Annotated in this window: 11 protein-coding genes and 2 riboswitches; of the genes, 9 read left to right on the forward strand and 2 right to left on the reverse strand. The window is 66.2% G+C overall.

What is annotated here, in order from left to right; genetic code table 11:
- Positions 1-8 precede the first annotated feature (8 nt).
- Positions 9-572: a dCTP deaminase gene (gene dcd, locus HLG70_RS25730; protein ID WP_008166733.1), complete on the forward strand. Its 564-nt coding sequence runs from the start codon at positions 9-11 to the stop codon at positions 570-572.
- Between the two features lie 4 nt (positions 573-576).
- On the opposite strand, the gene HLG70_RS25735 is transcribed toward dcd, so the two are convergent.
- On the reverse strand, positions 577-1,446 hold the full coding sequence (locus HLG70_RS25735) for a GNAT family N-acetyltransferase (RefSeq protein WP_171667658.1): 870 nt from the start codon (positions 1,444-1,446) through the stop codon (positions 577-579).
- Between the two features lie 160 nt (positions 1,447-1,606).
- Between HLG70_RS25735 and HLG70_RS25740 the strand changes: the two genes are divergently transcribed.
- Positions 1,607-2,848, forward strand: a complete 1,242-nt coding sequence (locus tag HLG70_RS25740) for a GGDEF domain-containing protein (protein ID WP_171667659.1) — start codon at positions 1,607-1,609, stop codon at positions 2,846-2,848.
- Between the two features lie 16 nt (positions 2,849-2,864).
- Here HLG70_RS25740 and HLG70_RS25745 read toward each other — a convergent pair whose 3' ends face one another.
- Complete coding sequence (locus tag HLG70_RS25745; RefSeq protein ID WP_171667660.1) at positions 2,865-3,383, reverse strand: GNAT family N-acetyltransferase; 519 nt, start codon at positions 3,381-3,383, stop codon at positions 2,865-2,867.
- A gap of 114 nt (positions 3,384-3,497) precedes the next feature.
- Here HLG70_RS25745 and HLG70_RS25750 point away from each other — a divergent pair, with 114 nt between their 5' ends.
- The 7 genes from HLG70_RS25750 to gcvH all read left to right on the forward strand — a co-directional run bounded on the left by HLG70_RS25750 (position 3,498) and on the right by gcvH (position 11,361).
- A complete protein-coding gene (locus HLG70_RS25750; protein WP_171667686.1) occupies positions 3,498-3,950 on the forward strand; it encodes a hypothetical protein in 453 nt (150 codons plus the stop codon).
- A 240-nt stretch (positions 3,951-4,190) separates the two neighbouring features.
- Positions 4,191-6,452, forward strand: a complete 2,262-nt coding sequence (locus tag HLG70_RS25755) for an arginine/lysine/ornithine decarboxylase (protein ID WP_171667661.1) — start codon at positions 4,191-4,193, stop codon at positions 6,450-6,452.
- Positions 6,453-6,475: 23 nt separating this feature from the next.
- Positions 6,476-7,678, forward strand: coding sequence for an NAD(P)/FAD-dependent oxidoreductase (locus tag HLG70_RS25760; RefSeq protein WP_171667662.1), 1,203 nt, complete (start codon positions 6,476-6,478; stop codon positions 7,676-7,678).
- Positions 7,679-7,836: 158 nt separating this feature from the next.
- The gene (locus HLG70_RS25765) at positions 7,837-8,451 is read left to right on the forward strand and encodes a superoxide dismutase (protein ID WP_171667663.1); all 615 of its coding nucleotides are present in this window, start codon (positions 7,837-7,839) and stop codon (positions 8,449-8,451) included.
- A gap of 30 nt (positions 8,452-8,481) precedes the next feature.
- Positions 8,482-9,375 (forward strand): ZIP family metal transporter, encoded by an 894-nt coding sequence (locus tag HLG70_RS25770; protein ID WP_171667664.1) that lies wholly within the window; start codon positions 8,482-8,484, stop codon positions 9,373-9,375.
- A gap of 71 nt (positions 9,376-9,446) precedes the next feature.
- A riboswitch (glycine riboswitch) is annotated at positions 9,447-9,542 on the forward strand.
- A 32-nt stretch (positions 9,543-9,574) separates the two neighbouring features.
- Positions 9,575-9,697, forward strand: a riboswitch (glycine riboswitch).
- A gap of 86 nt (positions 9,698-9,783) precedes the next feature.
- A complete protein-coding gene (gene gcvT / locus HLG70_RS25775; protein ID WP_171667665.1) occupies positions 9,784-10,884 on the forward strand; it encodes a glycine cleavage system aminomethyltransferase GcvT in 1,101 nt (366 codons plus the stop codon).
- A 99-nt stretch (positions 10,885-10,983) separates the two neighbouring features.
- On the forward strand, positions 10,984-11,361 hold the full coding sequence (gcvH, locus tag HLG70_RS25780; RefSeq protein ID WP_171667666.1) for a glycine cleavage system protein GcvH: 378 nt from the start codon (positions 10,984-10,986) through the stop codon (positions 11,359-11,361).
- Positions 11,362-11,400 lie beyond the last annotated feature (39 nt).

Here is an 11,400-nt window from a genome sequence, read left to right on the forward strand (position 1 = left end):
ATCCCACCATGAGCATCAAAAGCGACCGCTGGATCCGCCGCCAGGCCGAAGCCGGCATGATCGAACCCTTTGAACCGGGGCAGGTCCGTACGGCCAATGGCGGGCGCATCGTCAGCTACGGCACCAGCAGCTACGGCTACGACGTGCGCTGCGCGGATGAATTCAAGATCTTCACCAACATCAACTCCACCATCGTCGATCCCAAGAACTTCGACGAGGGCTCGTTCGTGGATTTCAAGGGCGATGTCTGCATCATTCCGCCGAACTCGTTCGCGCTGGCCCGCACCGTCGAGTACTTCCGCATTCCCCGCAGCGTCCTGACCGTCTGCCTGGGCAAGAGCACGTACGCGCGCTGCGGCATCATCGTCAACGTCACGCCGCTGGAACCCGAATGGGAAGGCCACGTCACGCTGGAATTCTCGAACACCACACCGCTGCCCGCCAAGATCTACGCGGGCGAAGGCTGCGCGCAGATGCTGTTCCTGGAAAGCGACGAAGTGTGCGAAACCTCTTACCGCGACCGTGGCGGCAAGTATCAGGGCCAGCGCGGCGTCACGCTGCCGCGCACCTGAGCGTTCAGCGTTCGGGCGCCTGCGCTGGCCGCAGGTACTCGATGTCCCATTCGCTCTCGCCGGTCTGGATGAATCCGTGCCGGCGATAAAAGCGGTTTGAGCCGCTGTCGCGCAGCGCGCCCACGGATACCGGCAGCCCGCGGCTGTCGGCGTCCTCCAGAATCCTCCGCATGACCTGGCCGCCCAGGCCTTGTCCCTGCGCGGCGGGATGCAGATACAGGTGGTCCAGGCGCAGGCCGTCGCCGTCGGGGCGCACGCCATAGAAACCGACGGGTTCCCCGTCCTGTTCGATGAACCACGTGCACTCCGGCCGGAACGTGTCGCGCAGGCGAGCGCGCGCCCGCGCCGGATCGAAGCGCCCCAGCCGCTCCAGGCTTTCGCGCATGGCCGCGATCCGCAGCGCCAGCAGCGCCTCGAAATCCGCTTCGGAAGCCGGCGGGAACCGCAGCCGCTGGCTCCCGGCGGGTTCGCTTGCGGCCAGCGCGTCATAGCCTGCTCCCAGGAATTGCAGGATGCAGATACCGTGGCCGTAGGGATCGCTCAGGTGCGCGATGCGGCCCCAGGGATGCGTCGTGGCCGGGTCTTCCAGATGCGCGCCCGCGGCCACCGCTTGCGCGACCGCGCTGTCCACGTCGTCGACCACCACGTCCAGATGCACGGGCGTCCAATGCCGCGCATAGTCGCGCGGCTGGCGCGTGGCGCCGGCGGCCGGCGTGCCCGCGGCTTTTTCCAGCAGATAGATGGGCGCGTCGGCGCCCAGCATTTCCGCGCCCGTCGGGCCCAGCCGCCGGTGCAGGCTCAGGCCGAAGGCGCGTTGATAGAAGTCGATGGCGTGTTCAAGATCGGGCACATCGATATTGACCAGGATCTTCATGGGGGCTTTTCCGCGAGTGGAGCGCAAAAACATAGCATGAGCGCGGCGCCCGGTGTTACGCAGCCTGCGCTAAAGAACCCCACGCCGCGTCCGTAAAAAGAATACATGTGTTTGCCGATTTGGCGACGTCATCTCTGCAAGCGTGAGCAAGGCCCTATCCGTGCGTTACCCCCATATTCCCTGGTTGCCCCTCCTGTTCTATCCCGCGCTTCCTGTGGCGGCGGCGGTGGGGCTCCTGCTTTGGCGCGAATGGCCGCCCGCGTTGACCCTGATCGTGCCGTTCGTGCCGTGGGTGATGGCGCTGATCGGCGCGGCGATCTGCCTGATGTACCAGCGCTCGCAGACGATGGCGCTGATGCTGTGCGTGCTCGCGATCACGGCGGCCTGGCCCACGCTTGCGCGGCAGGCGCCCTGGGCCATGGGCCCGGTGCTGGCCTGGTGGTCGCTCGTCTACACGATCAACGCCTTGTGGTCGGAACGTTCCAGCATGCTGATGGACATGGCGTTGCGCATCGGCCTGATGGCCGCCGGCGTGGCGGTGATCGCGCTGATTGGCAAGGACGGCGTGGGCGATTTCTTCGGTACGCTGGCGCTGCAAGGCATGCTGGCGCGCCTGGGCGTGCCGGTCGAGGCCCTGGTCGCGCTGCTGGCCACCGGCCTGACCCTGACACTGCTGCTGTTGCGCTATGGCCGTCCGCAGCAGGCCGGCCAATGGCTGGGCTTCGTGTGCATGGCGTGGGCCTTGCCGCGCGGCGCCAGCCATCCCATCGAGTTGGCGCTGATGTCCGCCGCGTCGCTGACGGCGCTGTGCATTTCCCTGGCGCATGAAGGCTTCCACATGGCGTTCCGCGACGAGCTCACGGGCTTGCCGGGCCGGCGCGCGCTGAATGAGCGGCTGCAGCGCATGGGTCGCGTCTATACGCTGGCGATGGCCGACGTGGATCACTTCAAGGCGTTCAACGATACCCATGGCCATGACGTGGGCGACCAGGTGCTGCGCATGGTCGCGTCCCAGCTGCGGCGCGTGCCGGGCGGCGGCCATGCCTATCGCTATGGCGGCGAAGAGTTCACGCTGGTGTTCCCGGGCAAGACCGCGGCGGAAGCCATGCCGCACCTGGAAGCGGTCCGGCGCGCCATCGAGGCCTACCAGATGCGGCTGCGGGACAAGCCCGCCCGGCCGAAGGCGGATCAGATCGGCCAGCGCCGGCGCGGTGGCCGCGGCAGCCGCGGTTCCCGGCCGCTGCGGGTGACTGTCAGCATCGGCGTGGCGGAACGCGGCGATGCGTTGCGTGCGCCGGAAGCCGTGATCAAGGCGGCCGACCAGGCGCTCTACAAGGCCAAGGACGGCGGGCGCAACCAGGTGTGCGCGTACGGTGTGCGCCGGCGCGCAGGCGCCGCCTGATTTTTCGCCGGCGGGATTATCTGCCCGCCAGCGGCAGCGCCATCAGCGCTTCGTCATACAGTTTGCCATTCACGCACAGCGCTTCGGGCTCGTGCCCGTACACGGCAAAACCCAGGCTGGCGTAAAGCGCCGCCGCCGCGGCGTTGTTGGCGGTCACGCTCAATTGCACCTGACGGATGCCGCGCATCGTCTGCGCGTGGGCGATCGCCGCCTGCATCAGCAACCGGCCCAGTCCGCGGCCGCGCTGGGCGGGCGTCACGTACATGCTCCAGATGTGCGCCTTGTGGCGCATCTTCAGCATGCGCTGGCGGCCGACGCCCACCATGCCGGCCAGCGCCTCGTCCGCGAAGACGCCGAACATGGCGCCGTCATTGGCGGGCGCTATCCATTCGCGGATGTCCTCCAATGTCAGCGTGTGTTCCTCTTCGTAACTCGATCCGAAGGATTCCGGGGTTTCAACCAGCGCGTCCAGGCGCAATTGGCGCAGGGACGCGGCATCGGAGACGGTCAGACGTCTGACAACGGGCGTAGACATGAGCGTGGACTGTTGGGAATTGGGAACGTTTGAGGGCGGTTCGGGCAGTATAGGCGGGTGGGCCTGCCTATAATGGTTCTAACGCCGCTTGCGGTTTTCACAAAGGAGCCAATGATGTTCGGTTTCCTCAAGATAAACCAGGACGCCACGCGCGACGAAGTCCAGGAAGAGTTCGTGACGCGTGTGGCGGATGCCGCGCAAGATTTTGTGCAGGCCGCCGGTTCCACCGGCGCCGTGCTGGACTACTCGCCGTCCAGCATCCACGCGCTGGACGATGCGCTGGAGGCCGCCCACCTCGGGACCCTGCCTCTGACCCCCATGCAAACCGTCGGCGCCGCCGCTTACCTCTACGAGGTGGGGCGCCGCGCGCATGGCGGCTTGTATGAAGTCTGCGACGACGAGGACCCGGTGGTCCTGGTCTGCGGCGAGCCCGGCGCCGAAGTCTGCTTTGGCGCCATTGCCAAGGTCGAACGGCGCATCCGCTACGGGGCCGCCGAGGCGATCCCCGCCTACTTCGAACTGTTCACGGCCGCCTTGGAGACGGGCGAAGCCCGCACCATCCGCTAGGTTTGCTCCGCTTGGCAGCGGCTGTCCCTGTGCTGAAAGCCCCCGCTTTTGGCGCCTGGACAACGGCCGCGCATGCCTTCTGGGGATTTCCCTTAGGACTGTAAGAAAAACAGCCCTACAATTCCGCAATTCCCGCCTCCCGGCGGGTGCTCGCGCCGTCTGTCATTGGACGGGTTTTTACTAGCAGTACCTTCGCGCCGCGATACGCGTCCGATTCGCCTTGCCCCCAGGAGCGCCTGCATGAAATTCCGCTTCCCCATTTTCATCATCGACGAGGACTACCGTTCCGAGAACGCGTCCGGTTTGGGTATCCGTGCCTTGTCAGCTGCGATCGAGGCCGAGGGCGTCGAGGTGATCGGGGTGACCAGTTACGGCGACTTGAGCTCGTTCGCGCAACAGCAAAGCCGCGCCAGCGCCTTCATCCTGTCGATCGACGATGAAGAGTTCGACGTGGACTCGCCCGAGGACGTGGCCAGCGCGATCAAGAACCTGCGCATGTTCATCGGCGAACTGCGCTTTCGCAACGCCGACATCCCCATCTACCTGTACGGGGAAACGCGCACGTCGGAACACATTCCGAACGACATCCTGCGCGAACTGCACGGCTTCATCCACATGTTCGAGGACACCCCCGAATTCGTGGCGCGCCACATCATCCGCGAAGCCCGCAGCTACGTCGACAGCCTGCCGCCGCCGTTCTTCCGCGAACTGGTCAAGTACGCGCAGGACGGTTCGTATTCCTGGCACTGCCCGGGCCACTCCGGCGGCGTGGCGTTCCTGAAGAGCCCCGTGGGACGGATGTTCCACCAGTTCTTCGGCGAGAACATGCTGCGCGCCGACGTCTGCAACGCCGTGGACGAACTGGGCCAGCTGCTGGACCACACCGGCCCCATCGCCGAATCCGAATTGAACGCCGCGCGCATCTTCCACGCGGACCACTGCTTCTTCGTGACCAACGGCACCTCGACCTCGAACAAGGTCGTGTGGCATGCCAACGTCGCCGCCGGCGACGTGGTGGTGGTGGATCGCAACTGCCACAAGTCGATTCTGCACGCCATCACGATGACGGGCGCGATCCCGGTGTTCCTGCGTCCCACGCGCAACCACCTGGGCATCATCGGTCCGATCCCGCTGGAAGAATTCCACCCGGACAACATCCGCAAGAAGATCGAAGCCAACCCCTTCGCGCGCGAAGCGGTGAACAAGAACCCGCGCATCCTGACGCTGACGCAAAGCACGTATGACGGCGTCATCTACAACGTGGAAATGATCAAGGAGCAGCTGGGCAGCTATGTCGATACGCTGCACTTTGACGAAGCCTGGCTGCCGCACGCCTCGTTCCACGAGTTCTACCAGGACATGCATGCCATCGGGCAGGACCGCCCGCGCAGCCAGGATGCGATGGTCTTCGCCACGCACTCCACCCACAAGCTGCTGGCCGGCATCTCGCAAGCCTCGCAGATCATCGTGCAGGAGTCCGAGACCCGCAAGCTGGACCGCAACGTGTTCAACGAGGCATACCTGATGCACACGTCCACGTCGCCCCAGTACGCGATCATCGCGTCCTGCGACGTGGCCGCCGCCATGATGGAGCCGCCCGGAGGCACCGCGCTGGTCGAGGAAAGCATCCGCGAAGCCCTGGATTTCCGCCGCGCCATGCGCAAGGTGGAGTCCGAGTTCGGCAAGAACGACTGGTGGTTCAAGGTCTGGGGCCCGAACCGTCTGGTGTCGGAAGGCATCGGCAACCGCGATGAATGGATCCTGGAGTCCAACGATCACTGGCACGGTTTCGGCGAAATGGCCGAAGGCTTCAACATGCTGGACCCGATCAAGGCCACGGTCATCACCCCGGGGCTGGACATGTCGGGCAGCTTCGGCGAAACCGGCATTCCCGCCGCGCTGGTCTCCAAGTACCTGACCGAGCACGGCGTGGTGGTCGAGAAGACGGGCCTGTATTCGTTCTTCATCCTGTTCACCATCGGCATCACCAAGGGCCGCTGGAACACGCTCTTGACCGCCTTGCAGCAGTTCAAGGACGACTACGACCGCAACCAGCCGCTGTGGCGCATCCTGCCGGACTTCTGCCGGGGCCATCGCCGCTACGAGCGCATGGGCCTGCGCGACCTGTGCCAGGAAATCCACGAGGCCTACCGCGCGCGCGACGTCGCCCGCCTGACGACCGAGATGTACCTGAGCGACATGGTGCCCGCGCTGAAGCCGTCGGACGCATTTGCCCGCATGGCGCACCGCGAGGTCGAGCGCGTCGACATCGACAAGCTGGAAGGGCGCGTCACGGGCGTGCTGCTGACGCCGTATCCTCCGGGCATCCCGCTGCTGATCCCGGGCGAACGCTTCAATCGCACCATCGTGCAGTACTTGCAGTTCGCGCGCGAATTCAACGAACGCTTCCCCGGCTTCGAGACCTACATCCACGGCTTGGCCGATGAAATAGGTCCGGATGGCGAAAAGCGCTACTACGTTGATTGCCTGATCGAAGAGTAAGACCCGGCGGGTCTGGAGTCCTGATGTTTGATGTAGCCGTACTCGGCGCCGGCGCCGCTGGCATGATGTGTGCAGCGGTGGCCGGTCAGCGCGGCTTGCGCGTGGTGCTGGTCGACCACGCGGAGCGCCTGGCGGAGAAGATCCGCATTTCCGGCGGAGGCCGCTGCAACTTCACGAACATCGGCGCCGGACCCGCCAATTTTCTTTCCGACAATCCGCATTTCTGCCGGTCGGCTCTGTCGGCCTACACGCCGCAGGACTTTCTGGCGCTGATGAAGCGCCACCGTATCGCCTGGCACGAGAAACACCGCGGCCAGTTGTTCTGCGATGACTCCAGCGAATCCATCATCGACATGCTGCGCGCCGAGTGCGACGCCGGCAATGTGCAATGGCGCATGGGCTGCCAGGTGGCCGAGATCGCCCGCGGCGAGCAGGGCTTCGAGCTGCGCACCAGCCAGGGCGCGATCCGCGCCGCCAAACTGGTGGTCGCTACCGGCGGCATGGCGATCCCGCAACTGGGCGCCACCGACTTCGGCTTGAAGATCGCGCGCCAGTTCGGCCTCAAGGTGGTGGAGCCGCGGCCCGCGCTGGTGCCGCTGACCTTCGATCCCGCGCAATGGCAGGCCTTGTCCGAGCTTTCCGGCGTCGCGCTGGAAGTGAACCTGCACACGGGGCAGGGCAAGACGCGTGGCGAGTTCCTTGAGGACCTGCTGTTCACGCACCGGGGGCTGTCGGGCCCGGCGATTCTGCAGATTTCCAGTTTCTGGAAGCCTGGCGAACCGATAGTGATCGACCTGGCGCCGGGCCGCGACCTGGCGCAAGAGCTGCTGGCCTCCAAGTCCGGCAACCGGCAGCAGCTGCATACGGTACTCGCCGGGCTGTGGCCCAAGCGCCTGGCCGACCGCTGGCTGCATCTGGCGGAGCAGGACGGCAAGCCCGGCCTGGCGGCGCTGCGCCTGGCGGATGCGCCGGACAAGACTTTGCGCGCGCTGGCGCAGGACATCCATCAATGGGCCCTCGTGCCCAGCGGCACCGCCGGCTACAAGAAAGCCGAAGTGATGCGCGGCGGCGTCGATACGCGCGGCCTGGACCAGAAGTCCATGCAGGCCAAGGCCGTCTCCGGCCTGTATTTCATCGGCGAGGCCGTGGACGTCACCGGCTGGCTGGGTGGCTACAACTTCCAATGGGCCTGGGCCTCGGGCGTGGCCTGCGGGCAGGCGTTGTAGGCGGCGCCCGAGGCGCGGCCGCCTGGGGGGGGATCCGGGCGGTCCCGGGCTGGAATTGTCAATCCGCCATTGTTATATTAAATAAAAATACATATCATTTATGTTTTTGATCTTGATCATTGCCCTCCACCCGGGGGACGGATCCGACGGAGACATGCATGGCTTACACCCTTCCGACCCTGCCGTACGTCTATGACGCGCTCGAGCCCCACATCGACGCGCTGACGATGGAGATCCACTACAGCAAGCATCACCAGACCTACGTCACCAGCCTGAACGCCGCGCTGGAAGGCGCGGGCATCGTCACGGACGAACCGGTGGAAGCCCTGGTCGCGCGCCTGGACCAGCTGCCCGAAGCCATCCGCGGCGCCGTGCGCAATCACGGCGGCGGCCATGCCAACCACAGCCTGTTCTGGTCCGTCATGTCGCCTGAGGGCGGCGGGGAGCCGGACGGCGAGCTGGCGGCGGCCATCGAATCGGAGCTGGGCGGACTGGCCGCCTTTCGCGAGGCCTTCACCAAGGCGGCCTTGACCCGCTTCGGCAGCGGCTGGGCATGGTTGAGCGTGACGCCTGCCGGCAAGCTGGTGGTCGAGAGCAGCGCCAACCAGGACAGCCCGCTGATGCAGGGCAATACGCCGATCCTGGGCCTGGACGTCTGGGAACACGCCTATTATCTGAAGTACCAGAACCGCCGGCCGGAATACATCGGCGCTTTCTACAATGTAGTGAACTGGCCCGAAGTGGCGCGCCGCTATGCCGCGGCAAAGGGCTGAGCGCATCCCTCGCAAGGAGTGCAGCGGCATATGAATACCTTCAGCCGTCATCGCGTGCGCCCGGCGGCCACCAGCATCAGCGTCTGGACGCTGGCTGTCATGGTGGCCTGCCTGGGTCTGCACCAGCTCTGGGTCTATCTGGAACTGCGGGCGCCGCACGTGGCCGATGCGCTGCTGGGCGGCCTGGTCGCGGCCGGCGCGACCGCGCTGGGCACGTTGCCCATCCTGTTCGCCCGCAGCATTCCGCAGAAGGTGCAGGACAGCATGTTCGGCTTCGGGGCCGGCGTGATGCTGGCGGCCAGCGCATTTTCGCTGGTGGCGCCCGGCATCGCCGCAGGCAGGGATCTGGGCTATGGGCCGTGGGGCGCCGGCCTGACGGTCGGCGCCGCCGTGCTGCTGGGAGCCGCGGTCCTGCTCCTCATGGACCGCACCCTGCCGCACGAGCACTTCATCAAGGGCCGGGAGGGCATGGAGGCGCACCGGCTGCGCCGCACCTGGCTGTTTGTGTTCGCCATCACGCTGCACAACCTGCCCGAAGGCCTGGCGATCGGCGTGGGCTATGCCGGCGGCGACCCCGTGCGCGGCACGGCGCTGGCGACCGGCATCGCGATCCAGGATATCCCGGAAGGGCTGGTGGTGGCGGTTGCCCTGCTGGCGGCCGGCTACCAGCGCACGTTCGCGGTGGCCCTGGGCATGCTGTCGGGGCTGGTCGAACCCCTGGGCGCGGTGCTGGGGGCCGCCATCGTCGGCTGGTCGGCGCCGCTCCTGCCGTGGGGCCTGGGCTTTGCCGCGGGCGCCATGCTGTTCGTCATCAGCCACGAGATCATCCCGGAATCGCACCGCAAGGGGCACGAGGTCTATGCGACCTGCGGCCTGATGCTGGGCTTCGTGCTGATGATGCTGCTGGATACTGCGCTGGCCTAGGGAACAAGAGGAAGCGCCTTCCTTTCAGTCTTTTCGGCGCACGGCTTTCGTTGTATGCTTTCGGCGCTGTCACGCATGTTGCGGGAGAGAGCGGCCTGTAGGTGCGGCCGCCGCCGAAGGCGCAATTCGCCCAGAATCGCTCAGGTAACCGATACCGCACATGCTTGCCCCGTCCCGGTTTTTCCGTGCGGACGAGGCAAAACGGTACTCTGGAGAGACCTGGCGCCGCCCCTGAACTAGGGACATAGCGAGCAGCCCAGGCGCCGAAGGTGCAAACCCGCCACGCGGGGCAACTCTCAGGCAAAAGGACAGAGGGGCGGAAGATTCAGCCGTAGCGCGGGCGCAGTCCGCTTGTCGCTACCGGCATTCCGTAACCCTGGCATCACTGCCGCCCCGGAGTTCCCGCGCATGTCCGCAACCCTCAAACGCACCCCGTTGGCCGAAGAACACATCTCCGCCGGCGCCCGAATGGTCGACTTCGGCGGCTGGGACATGCCCCTGGCCTATGGCTCGCAACTCGAGGAACACCATGCGGTGCGCCAGGACGCCGGCATGTTCGACGTCTCGCACATGCTCAACGTCGACGTGACGGGGCCGGACTCCTACGCTTTCCTGCAGCGCCTGGTCGCCAACGACGTGTCCAAGCTGACGGTGCCGGGCAAAGCGCTCTACAGCTGCATGCTGAACCCGCAGGGCGGCGTCATCGACGACCTGATCATCTATTTCTTCGCGGTCGACGAATGGCGCGTGGTGGTCAACGCCGGCACGGCCGACAAGGATGTGGCCTGGATGCAGCGCGTGAAGCAGGCCGGCTCGTTCGACGTCGCCATCGCGCCGCGCCGCGACCTGGCCATGGTCGCCGTGCAGGGCCCCAACGCGCGCGCCAAGCTGTGGGCCGCGCGCCCGGCCTGGCAAGCCGCCAGCGAACCCCTGACCCCGTTTGTCGCCGCCCGAGTGGGCGACGATACCCTGGTCGCGCGCACCGGCTATACCGGCGAGGACGGCTTCGAAATCGTGCTGCCCGCCACCGACGTGGTGCAGTTGTGGCGCGACCTGCTGGCCCAGGGCGTGCGCCCGGCGGGCCTGGGCGCGCGCGACACGCTGCGCCTGGAAGCCGGCATGAATCTCTACGGCCAGGACATGGACGAGCTGACCCAGCCCGGAGAAGCCGGACTGACCTGGACTGTGTCGCTCAAGAACGCCGACCGCCGCTTCATCGGCCGCGACGCGCTGGAGCAGTTCGCCACGCCCGCCGCCTTCATCGGCCTGAAGCTGCAAGAGCGCGGCGTCATGCGCGCGCACATGGCCGTGCGCACGGCGCAAGGCATGGGCGAGCTCACCAGCGGCACCATGTCGCCCACGCTGGGCGTGTCCATCGGCTTTGCCCGCCTGCCGCAAGGCGTGCTTGCGGGCGATACGGTCGAGGTCGACATCCGCGGCAAGTGGGTGCCCGCCCTGGCCTGCAAACTGCCTTTTGTCCGTAACGGCAAAGCCGTCGAACACTCGTAAACTCGAAGCTTCGCGCGAGCGCCGGCCCGACCCGGGCGACGGCCGCCCGCGCGAGGCGCGCAACACCATTCATCTACCCGCATTCCCTCAGGAGTTCCCATGAGTCTGCCCACCGATCGCAAGTACACCGAGTCCCATGAATGGGTCAAAGCCGAAGGCGACGTGTTCGTCGTCGGCATCACCGACACCGCCCAGGATCAATTGGGCGATCTGGTTTTCGTTGGCGACGTGAAGGTCGGCGCCAAGCTGAACGCCGGTGAAACCGCCGGCGTGGTCGAGTCGGTCAAGGCCGCCTCGGACATCTACGCGCCCGTGGCTGGCGAAATCGTCGCCTTCAACGAAGAGCTGGAAAACAATCCCAACCTGATCAACGAATCGGCCCTCACCGCCTGGATCTTCAAGATCAAGCCGGTCAACGCCGCCGACGCCGACAAGCTGCTGGACGCCGCCGGCTACGAAGCCGTCGCCAACGGCTAATCCGGTTCGTGGCGGGCGCGGGCCCCACCAGGAGCCCCG

The organism is Achromobacter deleyi, from assembly GCF_013116765.2.
Lineage (GTDB): Bacteria > Pseudomonadota > Gammaproteobacteria > Burkholderiales > Burkholderiaceae_B > Achromobacter > Achromobacter deleyi_A.